Annotated in this window: 18 protein-coding genes; 12 read left to right on the forward strand and 6 right to left on the reverse strand. The window is 65.2% G+C overall.

Annotated features, from left to right (window positions below):
• Positions 1-178 precede the first annotated feature (178 nt).
• From bioA to bioB, 4 genes are read left to right on the forward strand one after another with little or no spacing between them, the layout of a single operon-like run.
• On the forward strand, positions 179-1,540 hold the full coding sequence (gene bioA / locus QFZ94_RS29080) for an adenosylmethionine--8-amino-7-oxononanoate transaminase (RefSeq protein WP_429461128.1): 1,362 nt from the start codon (positions 179-181) through the stop codon (positions 1,538-1,540).
• Positions 1,540-2,724: an 8-amino-7-oxononanoate synthase gene (gene bioF / locus QFZ94_RS29085; protein WP_429461130.1), complete on the forward strand. Its 1,185-nt coding sequence runs from the start codon at positions 1,540-1,542 to the stop codon at positions 2,722-2,724. Before bioA ends, bioF begins: the two co-directional genes overlap by 1 nt.
• Entirely contained in the window at positions 2,721-3,569 is an 849-nt protein-coding gene (gene bioD, locus QFZ94_RS29090) for a dethiobiotin synthase (RefSeq protein WP_429461132.1), read from the forward strand. The genes bioF and bioD overlap by 4 nt, the downstream gene beginning before the upstream one ends.
• Positions 3,514-4,593 (forward strand): biotin synthase BioB, encoded by a 1,080-nt coding sequence (gene bioB, locus QFZ94_RS29095; protein ID WP_429461134.1) that lies wholly within the window; start codon positions 3,514-3,516, stop codon positions 4,591-4,593. Before bioD ends, bioB begins: the two co-directional genes overlap by 56 nt.
• A gap of 107 nt (positions 4,594-4,700) precedes the next feature.
• Here the strand turns inward: bioB and QFZ94_RS29100 are convergent, their stop codons facing one another.
• Both QFZ94_RS29100 and QFZ94_RS29105 read right to left on the reverse strand, forming a co-directional pair.
• The gene (locus QFZ94_RS29100) at positions 4,701-5,738 is read right to left on the reverse strand and encodes a sulfate ABC transporter substrate-binding protein (protein ID WP_429461136.1); all 1,038 of its coding nucleotides are present in this window, start codon (positions 5,736-5,738) and stop codon (positions 4,701-4,703) included.
• Positions 5,739-5,838: 100 nt separating this feature from the next.
• Entirely contained in the window at positions 5,839-6,441 is a 603-nt protein-coding gene (locus tag QFZ94_RS29105; RefSeq protein ID WP_368583308.1) for an RBBP9/YdeN family alpha/beta hydrolase, read from the reverse strand.
• A gap of 314 nt (positions 6,442-6,755) precedes the next feature.
• Here QFZ94_RS29105 and QFZ94_RS29110 point away from each other — a divergent pair, with 314 nt between their 5' ends.
• From QFZ94_RS29110 to QFZ94_RS29135, 6 genes are all read left to right on the forward strand, one after another.
• Positions 6,756-7,697 carry a 2-hydroxyacid dehydrogenase gene (locus QFZ94_RS29110; protein ID WP_429461139.1) on the forward strand — a complete coding sequence of 314 codons (942 nt, stop codon included), beginning with the start codon at positions 6,756-6,758 and terminating at the stop codon, positions 7,695-7,697.
• 117 nt (positions 7,698-7,814) lie between these two features.
• Positions 7,815-8,741: a hydroxymethylglutaryl-CoA lyase gene (locus QFZ94_RS29115; RefSeq protein ID WP_429461141.1), complete on the forward strand. Its 927-nt coding sequence runs from the start codon at positions 7,815-7,817 to the stop codon at positions 8,739-8,741.
• 34 nt (positions 8,742-8,775) lie between these two features.
• Positions 8,776-9,297: a YbaK/EbsC family protein gene (locus tag QFZ94_RS29120; RefSeq protein WP_410848248.1), complete on the forward strand. Its 522-nt coding sequence runs from the start codon at positions 8,776-8,778 to the stop codon at positions 9,295-9,297.
• A gap of 5 nt (positions 9,298-9,302) precedes the next feature.
• Positions 9,303-9,548, forward strand: a complete 246-nt coding sequence (locus tag QFZ94_RS29125; protein WP_429461143.1) for a DUF1289 domain-containing protein — start codon at positions 9,303-9,305, stop codon at positions 9,546-9,548.
• Positions 9,545-10,018 carry a MaoC family dehydratase gene (locus QFZ94_RS29130; RefSeq protein ID WP_429461145.1) on the forward strand — a complete coding sequence of 158 codons (474 nt, stop codon included), beginning with the start codon at positions 9,545-9,547 and terminating at the stop codon, positions 10,016-10,018. The genes QFZ94_RS29125 and QFZ94_RS29130 overlap by 4 nt, the downstream gene beginning before the upstream one ends.
• Positions 10,015-10,932, forward strand: coding sequence for an MBL fold metallo-hydrolase (locus QFZ94_RS29135; RefSeq protein ID WP_429461147.1), 918 nt, complete (start codon positions 10,015-10,017; stop codon positions 10,930-10,932). The genes QFZ94_RS29130 and QFZ94_RS29135 overlap by 4 nt, the downstream gene beginning before the upstream one ends.
• Positions 10,933-11,214: 282 nt before the next feature.
• On the opposite strand, the gene QFZ94_RS29140 is transcribed toward QFZ94_RS29135, so the two are convergent.
• On the reverse strand, positions 11,215-12,153 hold the full coding sequence (locus tag QFZ94_RS29140; protein ID WP_429461149.1) for a DMT family transporter: 939 nt from the start codon (positions 12,151-12,153) through the stop codon (positions 11,215-11,217).
• Between the two features lie 113 nt (positions 12,154-12,266).
• Here QFZ94_RS29140 and QFZ94_RS29145 point away from each other — a divergent pair, with 113 nt between their 5' ends.
• Positions 12,267-12,737, forward strand: a complete 471-nt coding sequence (locus tag QFZ94_RS29145) for an Lrp/AsnC family transcriptional regulator (protein ID WP_368583300.1) — start codon at positions 12,267-12,269, stop codon at positions 12,735-12,737.
• 38 nt (positions 12,738-12,775) lie between these two features.
• On the opposite strand, the gene QFZ94_RS29150 is transcribed toward QFZ94_RS29145, so the two are convergent.
• The gene (locus tag QFZ94_RS29150) at positions 12,776-13,666 is read right to left on the reverse strand and encodes an alpha/beta fold hydrolase (protein ID WP_410848252.1); all 891 of its coding nucleotides are present in this window, start codon (positions 13,664-13,666) and stop codon (positions 12,776-12,778) included.
• A gap of 316 nt (positions 13,667-13,982) precedes the next feature.
• On the opposite strand from QFZ94_RS29150, the gene QFZ94_RS29155 reads away from it, so the two are divergent.
• Positions 13,983-14,942: an NAD(P)H-dependent flavin oxidoreductase gene (locus QFZ94_RS29155; protein WP_429461152.1), complete on the forward strand. Its 960-nt coding sequence runs from the start codon at positions 13,983-13,985 to the stop codon at positions 14,940-14,942.
• Between the two features lie 38 nt (positions 14,943-14,980).
• Here the strand turns inward: QFZ94_RS29155 and icmF are convergent, their stop codons facing one another.
• Positions 14,981-18,373, reverse strand: a complete 3,393-nt coding sequence (icmF, locus tag QFZ94_RS29160) for a fused isobutyryl-CoA mutase/GTPase IcmF (RefSeq protein WP_429461154.1) — start codon at positions 18,371-18,373, stop codon at positions 14,981-14,983.
• Between the two features lie 118 nt (positions 18,374-18,491).
• Complete coding sequence (locus QFZ94_RS29165) at positions 18,492-19,424, reverse strand: LysR family transcriptional regulator (protein WP_368583296.1); 933 nt, start codon at positions 19,422-19,424, stop codon at positions 18,492-18,494.
• Positions 19,425-19,545: the final 121 nt, after the last annotated feature.

The raw sequence follows: 19,545 nt of genomic DNA on the forward strand, positions 1-19,545 counted from the left end.
CGTGCGTTTCGCACCTGATGCGCGCGGCGAAATAAACCGCTAATCTCGACCCCGCGCACTCGCCAAGGCTCGCTCCCCGCGACCGCAATAGGTCTGCGGAAAAACGAAAACGCCTTTCAAAAAGGGACTGGAATCACCCTCACGCGTGCGTGGCAAAAAAGCACCTCGGAGTACCTCTTTGGAAAATTCAGCAGCCCCCACGGTCGCCCCTGAAGATTGGGTCGCCCGCAGCCTTCGCGCGGTATGGCATCCGTGCACGCAGATGAAGCACCACGAACGTCTGCCGCTGATCCCCGTCGCGCGCGGTCAAGGCGCATGGCTATACGATCGCGCGGGTCATCGCTATCTCGACGCGATCAGTTCGTGGTGGGTCAATCTGTTCGGTCACGCGAACCCGCGCATCAACGCGGCGCTGAAAGATCAGCTCGATACGCTCGAACACGCGATGCTCGCCGGCTGCACGCACGAACCCGCCGTCGAGCTCGCCGAACGTCTGCACGCGTTGACCGGCAACACGCTCGGCCACGCGTTCTTCGCATCGGATGGCGCGTCGGCGGTCGAGATCGCGCTGAAGATGAGCTTTCACAGCTGGCGCAACCGGGGCTACGCCGACAAGCAGGAATTCGTCTGCGTTGCCAACAGCTACCACGGCGAGACGATCGGCGCGCTCGGCGTGACCGACGTCGCGCTGTTCAAGGACGCGTACGATCCGCTGATCCGTCACGCGCATGTCGTCGCGTCGCCCGATGCGCGGCTCGCGCAAGCGGGCGAAACCGCCGCCGACGTCGCGCGCCGCGCGCTCGACAATGTGCGCGCGCTGTTCGAGGCGCGCGCGAACCGCATCGCCGCGCTGATCGTCGAGCCGCTCGTGCAGTGCGCGGCCGGCATGGCGATGCACGACGCGTCGTACGTCGCCGGATTGCGCGCGCTGTGCGACCAGTACGGCGTGCATCTGATCGCCGACGAAATCGCGGTCGGCTGTGGCCGCGCCGGCACGTTCTTCGCATCCGAACAGGCAGGCGTGTGGCCCGACTTCCTGTGTCTGTCGAAAGGCATCAGCGGCGGCTATCTGCCGCTGTCGATCGTGCTGTCGCGCGACGAGATCTTCGCGGCCTTCTATCACGACGACACCGCCCGCGGCTTCCTGCACTCGCATTCCTACACCGGCAATCCGCTCGCGTGCCGCGCCGCGCTCGCTACGCTCGATCTGTTCGCGAGCGACGACGTGCTCGCCACCAACACCCGCAAATCGGCAAAGCTCGAGGCCGCGCTCGCGCCGCTCGCCGAGCACGCGCAGGTACGCAATCTGCGTCAGCGCGGCACGATTTTCGCGTTCGATGCGGTGATCGACGATCCCCAGCGAGCCAAAACATTCTCGCGCCGCTTCTTCGAAAACGCGCTCCAACGCGAGCTACTGTTGCGCCCGATCGGCACCACCGTGTACTTGATGCCACCGTACATTCTCGACGACGAAGAGCTCGCGCTGCTCGCCGCGCGCACACGCGACACCTTCGACGCCACGCTCGCGGAGGCCCGCTGATGCATCTGCTCGACACACTCGCCGAAGGCCTGAAGGAAATCGACGCACGCGGCCTGCGTCGCCGCCGCCGCACCGCGGACACACCCTGCGCCGCGCACATGACGGTCGACGGCCGTGAAATCATCGGCTTCGCGAGCAACGACTACCTGGGCCTCGCCGCGCATCCGCAGTTGATCGAGGCGATCGCCGAAGGCGCGCGGCTGTATGGCGCGGGCAGCGGCGGCTCGCATCTGCTCGGCGGTCATTCGCGCGCGCATGCGCAGTTGGAAGACGATCTCGCGGCATTCGCGGGCGGCTTCGTCGACGATGCCCGCGCGCTGTATTTCAGCACCGGCTATATGGCGAATCTCGCGACGCTGACCGCGCTCGCGGGCCGCGGCACGACGCTGTTCTCCGATGCGCTCAATCACGCATCGCTGATCGACGGTGCGCGGCTGTCGCGCGCCGATGTGCAGATCTATCCGCACTGCGACATGGTTGCGTTGAGCGCGATGCTCGAAGCGTCCGAAGCGGACGTCAAGGTGATCGTCTCCGACACGGTGTTCAGCATGGACGGCGACATCGCGCCGCTGCCGCGTTTGCTCGAACTCGCGGAGCGGCACGGCGCGTGGCTGATCGTCGACGATGCGCACGGCTTCGGCGTGCTCGGTCCGCAAGGCCGCGGCGCGATCGCGCAAGCCGCGCTGCGCTCGCCGCATCTGATCTCGATCGGCACGCTCGGCAAGGCGGCGGGCGTTTCCGGCGCGTTCGTGGCCGCGCACGCAACCGTGATCGAATGGCTCGTGCAGCGCGCGCGTCCGTATATCTTCACGACCGCGTCGGTGCCGGCGGCCGCGCATGCCGTGTCGGCGAGCCTGCGCATCATCGGCGGCGATGAAGGCGATGCGCGCCGCGCGCATCTGCGGCAACTGATCGAGCGCACCCGCGCGATGCTGAAGGCGACACCGTGGCTGCCCGTCGATTCGCATACGGCCGTTCAACCGCTGATCATCGGCGCGAACGACGCGACGCTCGACATCGCCGCGTCGCTCGATCGCGCGGGGCTGTGGGTCCCCGCGATCCGTCCGCCGACCGTGCCCACCGGCACGTCGCGCCTGCGCATCTCGCTGTCGGCCGCGCACTCGCATGCGGATCTCGACCGGCTCGAAGCCGCCTTGAAACAAGTCGGAGCGCGCGCCGCATGAGCAACCTGAATAACGATGGCGGCGCACTGTCGCTGTTCGTCACCGGCACCGATACGGAAATCGGCAAGACCTTCGTGTCGTCGGCGCTATTGCGCGGCTTCGTGCGCGAAGGTCTGCGAGCGGCCGCGATGAAGCCGATCGCGGCGGGCGCGTTCGAAGTGAACGGCGTGCTGCACAACGAAGACGCCGATCAACTCGATGCCGCGTCGAGCGTGCTGCTGCCGCCCGCGATGCGCACGCCGTATCTGCTGAAGGAACCGGCCGCGCCGCACATCGCTGCGGCGCTGGAAAACGTCTCGTTCGATCTCGACCACATCGTCGCGTGCCATCGCGAAGCGCTGAAGCTCGCCGAGGTCGTCGTCGTCGAAGGTGTCGGCGGATTTCGCGTGCCGTTGACCGCGACGCAGGACACCGCCGATCTCGCCGTCGCGCTGAAGCTGCCGGTGGTGCTGGTGGTCGGCATGCGGCTCGGCTGCATCAGCCATGCACTGCTGAGCGCCGAAGCGATCGCCGCGCGCGGTCTCACGCTCGCGGGCTGGGTCGCCAATCGCATCGACCCGGATATGACCTTCGCCGACGAAAACATCGCGTCGATTCGCGCGCATCTCGCGCAAGCGTACGACGCACCGCTGCTCGGAATCGTGCCGCATATCAGCCCGCTGTCGCCGGAACTTGCGGCCGAACAGCTCGACATTCGTCGGCTTCTGCAAACGCTGCGCCAATTGCGCGCGGCATATCGCTGCCCAGCAGCGCCGAACCCCATTTCATCCGTACACGAGGATCGATCACATGACACAACTGAACATCGCAGCGGGCAGCGCCGACACGAGCGCCGCCGCCACTGAAGCGAAGCCGCTCGCGCGCTGGCGCGTCGCCGATATCGTCGCGTTGTACGAATTGCCGTTCAACGACCTGCTGTTTCGCGCGCAGCAAACCCATCGCGAGCATTTCGACGCGAATGCGGTGCAGCTGTCGACGCTGCTGTCGATCAAGACCGGCGGCTGCGAAGAAGATTGCGCGTACTGTCCGCAATCGGTGCATCACGACACCGGTCTCGCAGCCGACAAGCTGATGCCGGTCGACGAAGTGCTCGCCGCAGCGAAACTCGCGAAGGACAACGGCGCGACGCGCTTCTGCATGGGCGCCGCGTGGCGCAATCCGAAGGACCGCCACCTCGAGCCGATCAAGGACATGATCCGCGGCGTGAAGGCGATGGGCCTCGAAACCTGCGTGACGCTCGGCATGCTCGAAACGCATCAGGCACAAGCGCTGCGCGATGCGGGCCTCGACTACTACAACCACAACCTCGATACGTCGCCGGAGTTCTACGGCCAGATCATTTCGACGCGAACCTATCAGGATCGCCTCGACACGCTCGAGCGTGTGCGCGACGCGGGCATCAACGTGTGTTGCGGCGGCATCGTCGGCATGGGTGAATCGCGCCGCGAACGCGCGGGGCTGATCGCGCAGCTCGCGAACATGGAGCCGTATCCGGAATCGGTGCCGATCAACAATCTGGTGCAGGTGCAAGGCACGCCGCTGACCGGCACCGAACCGATCGATCCGTTCGAATTCGTGCGCACGATCGCGATTGCGCGCATCACGATGCCGCGCGCGATGGTGCGTCTATCGGCCGGCCGCGAACAGATGGATGAGGCGTTGCAGGCGATGTGCTTCCTCGCGGGCGCGAATTCGATTTTCTACGGCGACCAGTTGCTGACCACGAGCAACCCGCAGGCGGAAGCGGACCGCAAGCTGCTCGCGCGGCTGGGCATTCGCGCTGAGGCTGCGCAGCAGATGCCGGTCGAGCAGAGTGGCTGCGAGCATGGGTGTGCGCATGGGCATGGGGTTCACGGCGCGGCGAATTGAGTCGCGGAGTCGCTGCATCGGTAACTCGCATGCGCTAAGCGTGCGGGAATAAAAAAGGCTGCCTCGTTTTGCGAGGCAGCCTTTTCTTTTTACGCTAAACGCGAAGCTTATTTCCGATCAACAATAATCTGATCGAACGTCCCCCCATCGGAGAAGTGCGTGTCCTGCGCCGTCTGCCAGCTGCCGAACATCTGCTCGACCGTGAACGTCTTGATCGGCTTGAACTCGGCCGCGTGCTTCGCGAAGACGTTCTTGTCGCGCGGACGCAGATGATGCTGCGCGATGATTTCCTGCGCGGCCGGCGACCACAGATAGTCGAGATATGCCTGCGCTTGCTTGCGCGTGCCACGCTTGTCGACGACCTTATCGACGATCGATACCGGCGGCGCCGCGAGCAGACTCAGCGACGGATACACCGCTTCATAGCTGCCCGCGCCGACACCCGTATCGATCAGCGACACTTCGTTCTCGAACGTGACGAGCACATCGCCGATACCGCGCTGCGTGAACGTCGTCGTCGCTCCTCGACCGCCGGTGTCGAGCACCGGCACGTTGCGGAAGATCGCCTTCACGAAGTCGAGCGCCTGCGCATCGGTGCCGCCGTTCTGCTTGCGATAACCCCATGCGGCGAGATACGTATAACGTCCGTTGCCCGACGTCTTCGGATTCGCGATCACCGCCTGGATGCCCGGCTTCGCGAGATCGTCCCAGTCCTTGATGTGCTTCGGGTTGCCCTTGCGCACGAGGAACACCATCGTCGTCGTGTAGGGCGCGCTATCGTCCGGCAGACGCGCGCGCCAGTTGGCCGGGACCAGGTGGACCTTTTCGGCGAGCAGGTCGATGTCGTTCGGCTGATTCATCGTCACCACGTCGGCCTGCAGCCCCTGCAGCACCGACAGCGCCTGCGCGCTCGACGCGCCGTGCGACTGCCGCAGCGACACCGTCTCGCCGTTCTTCTGCTTGTAGTCCGCGATGAAGCCCGCGTTGATGTCCTTGTACAGCTCGCGCGTCACGTCGTACGACACGTTCAGTAGCGACGTATCCGCATGCGCCGTCGAGACGCCGCCGAACGCGAGCGCAATCAGTGTGAAGCCAGCCGTGACGCCCGCTTTGAACCGGCTTGATGTCCCCGTGATGCCCTTCATTGTTTCCCCGTCGTCGATGATAAAACCTGTAGCCGCGCATACGCGGCGTGACTCGGGATTCTAACGGATTGCTTACCTCGCGCGCGCCGCAGCGGGGTGTTCACAAAAGTGCATGCTGCGCGGTATCGATCGCCTCCTCGCGAAAGCGCAGCGGCGCCGCGCAATGCACGAGCGTATCGATGAAGTACTTCGCGCGCGGCCACGGACCGAAGCCCGCTGCCGTGTTGATATGCCCCGCATCGCCGAGATTGACGAACGCGCTGCCGAAACGCTGGGCGAGATCGCGCGCGTCGGCGAGCGTCATCCACGGGTCGGTTTCGCTGCCGATCAGGATCGACGGTACGCCCACACGTCGCGCGTCGAACGGTCCCGCGAAGTCGAACTTGCGCGGACTAGCGGGCGCGACGAACAGCACGCCGACCACGTCGCTGGCGAGCGCGCCCTGCTGCAACGCATGCGCAGTCGCAAGGCAGCCGAAGCTGTGCGCGGCCAGCACGAACGGACCGCGTTCGCGTGCGAGCAGATCGCGCAACGACTTTGCCCATAGCGCGAGATCGGGCGCGTCCCAGTTGGCCTGCTCGACGCGCAACGAGCGCGCGAACTGCCGCTCCAGCCATGTTTGCCAGTGCGCGCCTTCGCTGCCGTGCAGGCCGGGAACGGTGACGAGCCGCGGCGGCCAGCTCGATCTGGTGCATGAAAGCATGTGCGTGTCTCGCTGCGCAGGGAATCCGGGCGATCATTGTCCCGCTCGGTCGCGCGTCGATGAACCAACATTTTGTGCTTTGGTTATGGGGCAAACGAGGAAATGCGCCGTTACGTGCGAACTCGACGCCCGCGACCACACGCATCGCGAAACGCACGCCCGTGCGCAGACGCGCGCGATTTGCGTCAAAAAAGTAGAATGAAGCCTATTTCAACGGGAGGAGACCCGATGCCGCTCGCGTCGCCCCATCGCCGAGGCGCGCTGACAGTCCGCCCCGCTGATGCTCAGGTCGACGCCGCCGCAATCCGTACCGCATGAAAATACTCTTCTACGCCCCGCACACCGAAGCCGCCGCCTGGCTGCACGACTTCGCGCGCGCCTTGCCCGCGGCCGAGCTGCGCGGATGGCAGCCCGGCGACAACGCGCCAGCCGATTTTGCGGTGGTCTGGCGTCCGCCGCGCGAGATGCTGGCCGGCCGCACTACGCTGCGCGCGATCTTCAATTTGGGTGCGGGCGTCGATGCGATTCTCGCGCTCGAACGCGCGCACCCCGGCACGTTGCCGCCCGAGGTGCCGCTGATTCGCCTCGAAGATACCGGCATGGGCGCGCAGATGGCCGAGTACGTAACGCATGCGGTGCTGCGCTATCTGCGTCGCTTCGACGAATATCAGATGCTGCAAGACGAGCGCCGCTGGAAAGTGCTCGAGCCGCATCCGCGCGCAACGTTCACGGTGGGCGTGCTCGGTCTCGGCGTGCTCGGCACGCAGGTCGCGCAAACGCTCGCTTCGTTCGGCCTGCCGGTGCGCGGCTATAGCCGCAGCGCGAAGCAGATCGACGGCATCGCGACGTTCGCCGGCGACGCCCAGTTCGATAGCTTCCTCGACGGCGCGAAGGTGCTCGTCAACCTGCTGCCGCATACACCCGACACGGAAAGCGTGCTGAATGCGCGAGTCTTCGCGAAGCTCGTGCGCGGCGCGTATCTGATCAACGTCGCGCGCGGCGCGCATCTAGTGGAAACGGATCTGCTCGCCGCGCTCGCGAGCGGCCAGTTCGCCGCCGCGACGCTCGACGTGTTCCGCGAGGAACCTCTGCCCGCCGATCATCCGTTCTGGCGCGAGCCGCGCATCACGATCACGCCGCACACGTCGGCGCTGACATTGCGCGAGGACAGCGTCGTGCAGGTCGCGGACAAGATCGGCGCGATGATGCGCGGCGAGCAGGTGAGCGGCGTCGTGCGGCTGGAGCGCGGCTACTAAGTGAATTCCCACACCCGCGCGCGTCGCAGACGTGCGCGCTGAACTGAATCACAGCAATGCGGCGGCACCCGTCCTGGATGGGACTGCGATAAAACCGCATCGGATCGGAGACACATCATGGCCTTACCGCAACAAGTGAAAATCGTCGAAGTGGGTCCGCGCGACGGGCTGCAGAACGAGAAGGAATTCGTGCCGACCGCAACCAAGATCGAACTGATCAACCGGCTGTCGGCGGCGGGTTTTCGCAACGTCGAAGCGGCGTCGTTCGTGGCGCCGAAATGGGTGCCGCAGATGGCCGACGGCGCTGATGTGATGGCCGGCATCGAGCGCCGCGCCGGCACCATCTACTCGGTGCTGACGCCGAACCTGCGGGGCTTCGAAGGCGCGCTCGCGGCGCGCGCCGACGAGATCGTGATCTTCGGCGCGGCGAGCGAGGCGTTCTCGCAGAAGAACATCAACTGCAGCATCGCCGAGAGCATCGAGCGCTTCGCGCCGGTTGCCGCAGCGGCGAAAGAACATGGCCTGCGGATTCGCGGCAGCGTGTCGTGCGCGCTCGGCTGTCCGTATCAGGGTGAGGTGCCGGTCGCGTCGGTCGTCGATGTCGTCAAGCGCTTCGCGGCGCTCGGCTGCGACGAAATCGATATCGCCGACACGATCGGCGTCGGCACGCCGAAGCGCACCCGCGAGGTGTTCGAGGCGGTGACCGAAGTGTTTCCGCGCGAGCATCTGTCGGGACACTTCCACGACACCTACGGCCAGGCGCTTGCGAACATCTACGCTGCGTTGCTCGAAGGCATCGAGATTTTTCATGCGTCGGTCGCGGGGCTCGGCGGTTGCCCGTACGCGAAGGGCGCGACCGGCAACGTCGCGACCGAAGACGTGCTGTATCTGATGAACGGCCTCGGCATCGAGACCGGCATCGACCTCCCCCAGGTGGTCGAGATCGGCGACTTCATTTCGAACGCGATCGGCCGGGCCAACGTGTCGCGCGCCGGCAAGGCGCTGCTCGCGAAGGCGCGCAGCGAAGCGAATTCCTGCGTATAAACGCTCCATCCATTTTGAATCAGGATCTCCAACGATGAACGACCTCGCGTCCTTCGACTCCGACGATCTCGCCGCGCTGCCCGACTCGGCACGCCGCGTCGCGCTGCTGCTGCGCGAACGCGGTCACGCGGGGCGAATCGTGATGCTGCCGGAAACCGGCAAGACGTCCGCCGAAGCGGCCGCTGGACTTGGCTGCTCGGTCGCACAGATCGCGAAGTCGATCCTGTTCCGGCGCCGCGAAGACGACGCCCCAGTGCTCGTGATCGCGAGCGGCGCGAATCGCGTCGACGAAAAGAAGGTGGCCGCGCAGGTCGGCGAGATCGGCCGCGCGGACGCGAAGTTCGTGCGTGAAAAAACCGGCTATGCGATCGGCGGTGTGTGCCCGGTCGGCCATGCGACCGAACCGGTCACCCTGATCGATGCCGATCTGCTCGAGCTGGAGAGCCTGTGGGCGGCCGCTGGTCATCCGCATGCAGTGTTCAATCTCACCGCGCAGGAGCTGATTGCGCTGACCGGCGCGCCGGTCGCCGATGTCGCGTTGCGCGAGCCGGCCTGAACACGATGGCGAGCAGTAAGCCTTACGAACAAAAAGCCGCCGGCGTCTGTGTGCCGTCGCCGTGCATCAACGTGTGCAGGATGGATGCGTCGACGGGCTGGTGCGAAGGATGCCTGCGCACGATCGATGAAATCGCCGGCTGGTCGACCTTCAACGACGACGATAAGCGCGCGGTATGGGACTCGATCGAAGCGCGCCACGCGCAGTTCATCGCTAGCCGCACGGCATCGACGGCGAAGGAGAAGCAATGAAAGCCGCACCGCGCGTCGTCACGCTCGGTGAGACGTTCAGTTCGACGGTCGAATTGTCGGTGGATTCGATCAAATCGTTCGCGACGCTCGTCGTCGATCTGAACCCGCTGCATCACGATGAAGCGTATGCCGCGCAAAGCCGCTTTGGCGGGCTGATCGCGTCGGGCACGCAACCCACCGCGTATTTCATGGCGCTCCTCGCCACGCATTTTTCGACTTACGCGCAACCACTCGGCCTCGAATTCGATATCAAGCTGAAGAAGGCAGTGCAGGCGCACGACACGCTGACGATAACCTGGCGTGTGCGCGACGCTCACTGGAAGCCGAGCCTGAGCGGCGACCTGACCTACCTCGAAGGCACGGTGGTCAATCAGCGCGGCGAGCTGATGCTTACGGGCACCTCGACGATCCTCGTGATGCCGAAGCCCGACGTGCTCGAGCACACGCAATCGAAAACGGCCGCACCATGATCGCGCTGCCCGCATCGATCCAGGTGTTCGAGCGCGGCTGGCTGTCGTCGAACAACGTGCTGCTCGTCGATGACACCTGCGCGGCGCTCGTCGATACCGGCTATGCGACGCACGCTTCGCAGACGGTCGCGCTGGTGCGCAATGCGCTGCACACGCGGCCGCTCGATCTGATCGTCAACACGCATCTGCATTCGGATCACTGCGGCGGCAACACGCTGTTGCAGGCCACATGGCCGTGTCGCACGCTGATCCCGTCATCCGAAGCCGATGCCGTACGCGACTGGGACGAAACGCGCCTCAGCTTTCGCGCGACCGGTCAAACCTGCGAGCGCTTCGGTTTCACCGGCACGCTCGCGCCCGGCGCGCGCTTGCGGCTCGGCGCGCTCGACTGGCAGGTGCTCGGCGCGCCGGGCCACGATCCGCATTCGCTGATGCTTTATTGCGCGGACGAACGCTTGCTGATCAGCGCCGACGCACTATGGGAAAACGGCTTCGGCGTGATCTTTCCCGAACTCGAAGGCGAAAGCGGCTTTGCCGAGCAGCAGGCCGTGCTCGACATGATCGCGACACTCGACGTGCGCGTGGTCATCCCTGGCCACGGCGCGCCGTTCACGCATGTCGAACCGGCGCTCGAACGCGCGATGTCGCGCGTCGCGTGGTTGCGTGCCGACCCCGCGCGCAATGCGAGGAACGCGCTGAAGGTGCTAATCGTATTCAAGCTGCTCGAAGTCCGCGAGATGAGCGTGGACACGCTTTTGCGCATGCTCGACGACGCATCCGTGATGCGCGCCGCCGCGTCGATGCTGAAGCCACGCAGCGAATGGCCAGCGATGCTGAAGGGAATGATCGGGGAGCTCGCGGCAAACGGTGGACCGCTCGAAGTGGACGGCACGCGCATTCTCGCCCGGCGTTGAACGTGTGATTGGCCCGTGCAGTCGGGTGCAGTTGGAACGCGCACCGGAACCAAAACCGTACCTACAAAAAGAAAGCCGCTCGACAAGGCGAGCGGCGGAACATCTGTGTGGACGTGATCAGCGTCGCCATCAATGATACGCGAGCGAATATTCGCAACGCATCGGTGATTTCCCTACAGAAATTTGACACCGCGTTTTACAAATGCATACACATTCTGTCATCAAGCCGCGTTAGGCGTTCGAATGCGCGCGCTTATTCCGGAATCCCTGGCAAGAGCCGTATCACGTGGACGAAAAGCGCTTTTTCTGCGGCACGATCCGCCAGCCGAGATTCACGCCCGCCGCTGCCAGCAGAATCAGCGCGGCGCCAAGCACCTGAATCCATGCGAGCGTCTGCCCGAACGCAATCCGGTCGACGATGATCGCGACCACCGGATAGATGAATGACAACGCGCCCGTCATCGACGTCGGCAGCTTCTGGATCGCGCCATACAGCAGCACGTACATGAGACCGGTATGGACGACGCCGAGCACGACCAGTTCGAGCCACTGCACACCGCTTGCCGGCAGTGCGTCGAAGCGCACGAACGGTGCTAGCAACAGCACGCCGAGCGACACCTGGATCAGCGCGAGCAGATGCGGCGGCGTGCCCTTCAGCCGCTTCGTGATGATCGACGACACCGCGTACATCGCCGCCGCGCCGACCGCATAGGCGACGCCGACCAGATATTGCCCCGGCACCGCGAGCACGGCCGGCTCGACCTTCACGACGAACACGAGCCCGACGAACGCGACCACGAGCCACGCGATCGTCGACGTGCTGATGCGCTCGCGAAACACCAGCGCACCGAGCCCGACCAGCATGAACGGCTGCGTGTTGTAGACGGCCGTCGCCATCGAAATCGACGCGCGTGAATATGCGGCGAACAGCAGCACCCAGTTCACGACGATCGCCGCGCCGCCGAGTAACGCGAGGCCGAGCATCTTCCACGAAAACAGCTCGCGGCGGAACAGGCCGAGCACGGCGCACACGAGCGCGAGCGTCGCGCCGCCGAAAATGCAGCGGAAAAACACCACGTTAAAGGGGCTTTGCTGCGACGACACGACGAGCCAGCCGATCGTGCCCGACATCAGCATCGCAATGCTCATCTCGGCCGCGCCGCGGCGGATGTCGCTGGACGAACTGCTCGCGGTCGTTGCTGAAGCCTTGTTTGAAGCCATGGTTCGATCCCGGATTGATGACTGCATAACTGGCAGTGTAATTAATCCACCTACGCGAATACATGGCTAAACTTAAGCGTTACTGCTTTTTCACCTCATAAACGAAGGCCACTATGAGCAAACGCCTTGCTTCGATCACGCCGGTCGCACTCGACGACACCGACCGGGCACTGCTCGCCGCGCTCGCGCAGGACGCGCGCCAGCCGGTCAGCGAACTCGCGCGCGTCGTCGGCTTATCGGCGCCCAGCACGGCTGAGCGCGTGCGGCGGCTCGAAGCGCAGGGCGTGATCGAACGCTTCACCGTGCAGATCGATCCGCGCGCGCTCGGCTTCACGCTGCAGGCGATCGTGCGCGTGAAGCCGCTGCCGGGCCAGTTGCATCTGGTGGAAGAAGTAATCCGGCGCATTCCGGAGTTCGTCGAATGCGACAAGGTAACCGGCGACGACTGTTTCATCTGCCGCCTGTACCTGCATTCGATCGAGCAACTCGACGAGATCCTGTCGAAAGTGACCGAGCGCGCGGAGACCAGCACCGCGATCGTCAAGTCGACGCCGGTCACACGACGTCTGCCGCCGCTCGGCTGAGAAAGGTCGAACGAAGGCCGCGCGAAGCGGCCCAGCGCTTATTTTTCGACCGCCTCGAAAAACGACAGCATCTCGGCGACCAGTTCGTCCGGGGCTTCCTCGGGCAGATAGTGTCCGCACGATAGCGCGCGGCCGCTCACGTCGCGCGCGACATGCCGCCATTCGTCGAGCGCATCGAAGCATTTTTCGACCACGCCCTTGTCGCCCCACAGCACGCGCAGCGGACAGCCGATCTTGATGCCGCGCTCGATATCGGCGCGATCATGCTCGAGGTCGATGCTCGCCGACGCGCGATAGTCCTCGCACATCGCGTGCACCGCGCCCGGTTGGGCGAGCGCTGCCCGATAGGCGTCGAGCGCGGCGGGATCGAACGGCGCGAGGCCCGCGTGACGTCCGCCCATCACCGCGTCGACATAGGCGGCCGGATTCGCGCCGATCAACGTTTCGGGCAGCGGCTCGGGTTGAATCAGGAAGAACCAGTGGAAGTAGTGCGTCGCGAACGTTCGGTCGGTGGCTTCGTACATCGCGAGCGTCGGCGCGATATCGAGCAGCATCAAACGCTCGACCGCATCGGCGTGATCGAGCGCCATCCGGTGCGCGACGCGCGCGCCGCGATCGTGCGCGCAGACGAGGAAGCGCTCGAAGCCGAAGTGGCGCATCACCGCGACCTGGTCGGCGGCCATCGCACGTTTCGAGTACGGCATGTGCGTCGCATCGCTCGGCGGTTTGCCCGACGCGCCATAGCCGCGCAGATCGGTTGCTATCACCGTGAAGTGCTGTGCGAGCGGCGCGGCGCAGCGTTCCCAGATCAGATGCGATTGCGGATGGCCGTGCAGCAGCAACAGAGGCGGCCCGGCGCCGCCCTTCACTCCGAAAATATCGACATCGCCCACGGCGACGCGAAAAGGCGTGAAATTTTCGAAGGCCATGACGTCTCGTTGATCGATTCAGGTCCGTGCATTGTAGAAGGCCGACAAGTCCGTGCGAGGTGGGATAACCCCCGCAGACATGGAACCTGAATACTCCTTCGAACCGTTCAAATGGCCCTAACGCGCCGGTGCTCGTCCACTTAGCCTATAATCGAACGATCGTTCTTAAATGTTTGCCGCGACTGCGGTATGCCGGTTTCGTGCGATTGCCACACGCATTCGCCGCTCGGCCTGCCGCAAGCCGCGTGCCGCCGCTAAACTCATCTATTCGCCGGGCGCGCGCCGCACCGGTTGGCCCAATCTGGAGATTCGCACCATGGCACTGCCCGCCGTTCTGCAAAACCTCGCGCTGCCCGTCGTCGCTTCACCGATGTTCATCGTCAGCTATCCCGAACTCGTGTTGGCACAGTGCAAGGCCGGTATCGTCGGCTCGTTCCCTGCCCTCAACGCGCGTCCGGCCGAGTTGCTCGACGAGTGGCTCACGCAGATCCAGGCGCAACTCGCCGAGCACAGGGCCGCGAACCCGGATGCGGTGATCGGCCCGATCGCGGTCAATCAGATCGTTCATCAGTCGAATGCGCGGCTCGAACACGACGTGCGCGTCTGCGTCGAGCACAAGGTGCCGATCTTCATCACCAGCCTGCGCGCGCCGGCGCGCGAGATCGTCGATGCGGTGCATAGCTATGGCGGCATCGTGCTGCACGACGTGATCAATCTGCGTCATGCGCAGAAGGCGCTGGACGCTGGTGTCGACGGGCTGATTCTGGTTGCGTCGGGCGCGGGTGGCCACGCGGGCACCACCTCGCCGTTCGCGCTGGTCGGCGAGGTGCGGCGCATTTTCGACGGCCCGATCGTGCTGTCGGGCTCGATCGCGAACGGCGGCTCGATTCTCGCCGCGCAGGCGATGGGCGCGGACCTCGCGTACATGGGCACGCGCTTCATCGCGACCAAAGAGGCGCATGCGGTCGATAGCTACAAGCAGGCGATCATCAACGCGAAGGCGTCGGACATCATCTACACGAACCTGTTCACCGGCGTGCATGGCAACTACATCCGCGAGAGCATCCAGAACGCGGGGCTCGACCCGGACGCGCTGCCCGAATCGGACAAGACCAAGATGAACTTCGGCAGCGACAAGGCGAAGGCGTGGAAAGACATCTGGGGCGCGGGCCAGGGCGTCGGCCTGATGGACGACGTGCCCGACGTCGCCGAACTCGTGCGGCGTCTGAAGAAGGAATACGACGACGCGAAGGCGCGGCTCGGCATCGCGCGCTGAGGTGTTGAACGGGGGCGGGCCGGGCCGCCCCTCGCGGCCTACATATTCCGCCGATACTGCCCGCCCACCTCGAACAGTGCATGGGTGATCTGCCCGAGCGAACACACGCGCACCACGTCCATCAACACCGCGAACACGTTGCCGTCGTCGATCACCGTGCGCTTCAGGCGTTCGAGCGCCTCAGGCGCGGCGTCGCGGTGGCGCGTCTGGAAATCGCGCAACCGCCGCAGCTGACTCTGCTTTTCCGCGTCGGTGGAACGCGCCAGCACCAGCGGACGCGGCGCTTCATGCGGATGCGCGCTCACGAACGTATTCACGCCGACGATCGGATACGAGCCGTCATGTTTGCGATGCTCGTACAGCATCGACTCGTCCTGAATCCGTCCACGCTGATAGCCGGTTTCCATCGCGCCGAGCACGCCGCCGCGCTCGGTGAGCCGCTCGAACTCGGCGAGCACCGCTTCCTCGACCAGATCGGTCAGCTCGTCGATCACGAAGCTGCCCTGATTCGGATTCTGGTTCTTCGCCAACCCCCATTCGCGATTGATGATCAGCTGGATCGCGACCGCGCGGCGCACCGATTCCTCGGTCGGCGTCGTGATCGCTTCATCGAACGCATTGGTGTGCAGCGAGTTGCAGTTGTCGTAGATCGCGATCAGCGCCTGCAGCGTCGTGCGGATGTCGTTGAAATCGATCTCCTGCGCGTGCAGGCTGCGGCCCGACGTCTGCACGTGATACTTGAGCTTCTGGCTGCGCTCGTTCGCGCCATAGCGCTCGCGCATCGCGATCGCCCAGATGCGCCGCGCGACGCGGCCGAGCACCGTGTACTCCGGGTCCATGCCGTTCGAGAAGAAGAACGACAGATTCGGCGCGAAGTCATCGATCGACATGCCGCGCGCGAGATACGCCTCGACGTACGTGAAACCGTTCGCGAGCGTGTAGGCGAGCTGCGAGATCGGGTTCGCACCGGCCTCGGCGATGTGATAGCCGGAGATCGACACCGAATAGAAATTGCGCACGCCGTGTTCGACGAAATACGCCTGGATGTCGCCCATCACCTTCAGGCTGAATTCGGTCGAGAAGATGCAGGTGTTCTGCCCCTGGTCTTCCTTCAGGATGTCGGCTTGCACGGTGCCACGCACGTTTTCGAGCGCGGCACGGCGCGTTGCGGCGAGTTCGGCTTCGCTCAGCGGACGGCCTTGCTGTTGCTCTTTCAAAGCAATCTGCTGGTCGATCGCGACGTTGAAGAACATCGCGAGGATCGTCGGCGCGGGGCCGTTAATCGTCATCGACACCGACGTTTCCGGCGAGCACAGGTCGAAGCCGTCGTACAGCGTCTTCATGTCGTCGAGGGTCGCGACCGACACGCCCGAATTGCCGACCTTGCCGTAGATGTCCGGGCGCTCGTGCGGCTCCTCGCCGTACAGCGTCACCGAGTCGAATGCGGTGGATAGCCGTTTGGCCGACATACCTTCCGACAGCAGCTTGAAGCGGCGATTGGTGCGCTGCGGATCGCCCTCGCCCGCGAACATGCGCGTCGGGTCCTCGTTCTCGCGGCGAAACGGAAACACGCCAGCGGTGAACGGGAAATAACCGGGCAGATTGTCGAGCATCAGCCAGCGCAGGATCTCGCCGTGATCGACGAATTTCGGCAGCGACACTTTGCGGATTGCGGAGCCGGACAGCGTCGTGACCGTCAGCGCGGTGCGGATTTCGCGTTCGCGGATGCGCACCACGTGTTCGTCGCCGGTATAGGCGGCCACCGTTCGCGGCCACGCATCGAGCAGCTTGCGTTCGCGCTCGCCGAGCGCGGTGTTGCGTTGCTCGATCAGCGCGTCGAGCGATGACGCGTCGTGGCCCGCTTCGCCGAGCATGCGGCGCGTCTCGATCAGTTGCCAGCGCTCGCGCGCGATCTGCGCCTGCACGTCGGCCCGCTCGCGATAGCCGCGGACGGTTTGCGCGATGTCGGCCAGATAGCGCACGCGCGCGGGTGGCACGATTGCGTGCAGGTTGCTCGAAAAGCGCAAACCTTCGGGAGCACTCAGCCGGGCGCCGCCGTCGCGCAGACCGTGGGCGCGCAGCGCTGCGGCGATGCGCAGGTACAGCGCGGTCACGCCGTCGTCGTTGAAGCGCGACGCGATCGTGCCGAACACCGGCATCGCATCGGGCGATGTCGCGAAGTCCGCGCGGTTGCGCTGCACCTGCTTCGCGACATCGCGCAGCGCATCCTGCGCGCCCTTGCGATCGAACTTGTTGATCGCGACGAAGCTCGCGAAGTCGAGCATGTCGATCTTCTCGAGCTGGCTCGCGGCACCGAACTCCGGCGTCATCACGTACAGCGATTCGTCGACGAACGGCACGATCGCCGCATCGCCCTGACCGATCCCCGAAGTCTCGACGACGATCAGATCGAAACCCGCGACCTTGCACAGCATCAGCGCGGCGGGTAGAGAGTCGGAGAGTTCGGTCGACGCCTCGCGCGTGGCCATCGAGCGCATAAACACACGGGCGTCGCCCCGTGCGCCGCCGCCCCAATCGCCGATCGCGTTCATGCGGATCCGGTCGCCGAGCAGCGCGCCGCCGGATTTGCGGCGCGACGGATCGATCGCGAGCACGGCGATGTTCAGCGTGTCGTCGTAGTCGAGCCGGAAACGGCGGATCAGCTCGTCGGTCAGCGACGACTTGCCCGCGCCGCCGGTCCCGGTGATGCCGAGCACGGGAACCCGCGTGGTCTGCGCGAGTGTCGATAGCTGGTCGCGTGCGGCGGCGTCGACGGTGTTCGTTTCGAACGCGCTGATCAGTTGCGCGAGGCGGCGGAAGATCGGCGCGGCGGGATCGGCGGGGTACGAGCCAGGGGCAGCGCGGCCGTGCGGAGCATTAACCTCGACGCAAAGCGGCAACGGCCGCGCGGCCAGTTCGGCGAGCCATTCGCGCACCGGCGTCGGGCGCGCGGCATCGGCCGCGCGCGCGCCTTCGACGCAGCGCGCGATCATATCGTCGATCATGCCTTGCAGGCCGAGCCGCTGGCCGTCGTGCGGCGAGTAGATTTTTTCGACGCCGTCGCGTTCCAGCGCGGCGATCTCCTCGGGGACGATCACGCCGCCGCCGCCGCCGAACACCTTGATGCGCTCGCCGCCGCGCGCACGCAGCAACTCGACGAGATAGCGGAAATATTCGTTGTGACCACCCTGGTAGCTCGACACGGCGACGCCGTCGGCGTCCTCGTTGAGCGCGGCGGTCGCGACTTCGGCGACGGAGCGGTTGTGGCCTAGGTGGATCACCTCCACGCCGCTCGCCTGCAGGATGCGCCGCATGATGTTGATCGACGCGTCGTGGCCGTCGAACAGTGCGGCGGCGGTGACGAAGCGCAGGCGCCGGCCCGCGGGCAGTTCGTGGCTGCCGGCACGCTGCGGCGTGGACAGATCGGTCATGTCTCCCCCAATTCATTTAACTGATGGGTGTTGACAGTCAGTATATAGAAACGGGGTAAGACGGCGCCGGGGCGCCGGGCGGCCGATTGGCGGCGTCTGTTAGGTGCTGCGGGAAACGCTACCGCACAGCCAACCCCTTGATCTCATCGAGCGACGGCCACAGCGATTCGTTCGCGAACCGCTCCGCCAGAAAATCGACGAACGAGCGGACCTTGGCCGACAGATGCCGCCGGCTCGTGTAGACGACGTGGATCGGCAGCTCGCGCGGCGGCACTTCGTCGACGAGCAGCGGCACGAGCCGCCCTTCGGCGAGATCGCTGCCGATCACCTCGGTGCCGAGCATCGCGATGCCCGCGCCGTGCAGCACGACCACGCGCTGCGCCTCGAGCTGATTGACGATCAGGTTGCCCGACAGGCGCACGCGCGAGCTCGCGTCGCCGGTCGCGACTTCGAGCGCCGACACGCCCGCGTACTGCAGATAGTTGTGGCGCGCGAGATCGGCGACGCGCTTCGGCGTGCCATGCTTGCGCAGATAGGCGGGCGACGCGCACAGCACCAGGTGAGCAGTCGCGATCTGCCGCGCGATCAGCGACGACGACTTGAGCCCGCCCGGCGACGCGCGAATCGCGACGTCGAAACCCTCATCGATCAGCTCGACGACGCGATCGGACAGCGTCATATCGACGGTGACCTGCGGATACAGCTCGGCGTAGTCCGCGACCGCGGCCATCACGTGATTCAGGCCGAACGCCGACAGCGACGACACCCGCAGTCGCCCATGCGGCACGACGCTCGCCGCGCCGACCGCCTGGCCGGCCTCGTCGAGCTCGGTGAGCGCCTGACTGAGCCGCTCGTAGTACTCGCGGCCCGCCTCGGTCGGTGCGACGCGGCGCGTGGTGCGGTTCAGGAGCCGCGCGCCGAGCTGCTGCTCCAGATGCATCACGTGCTTGCTCGCCATCGCGGCGGACATCTCCATCTTCTCCGCCGCACCGACGAAGCTCCCGGCTTCGACCACGTGGCGAAATACTTTCATGCTGACGAGGGTGTCCATCTCAGTCGCTCGCTTCAGGAATCAATCGACGTCATTTTGCCTGGTTTATCAAAGGAACGGCAGCAAACATCCGGTCTTCGACTGCGGTGAAAACGACAAAGCCCGCGTTCCGGGCGGAACG

It is taken from the genome of Paraburkholderia sp. JPY465, from assembly GCF_050436725.1.
Classification (GTDB): Bacteria; Pseudomonadota; Gammaproteobacteria; order Burkholderiales; family Burkholderiaceae; genus Paraburkholderia; species Paraburkholderia youngii.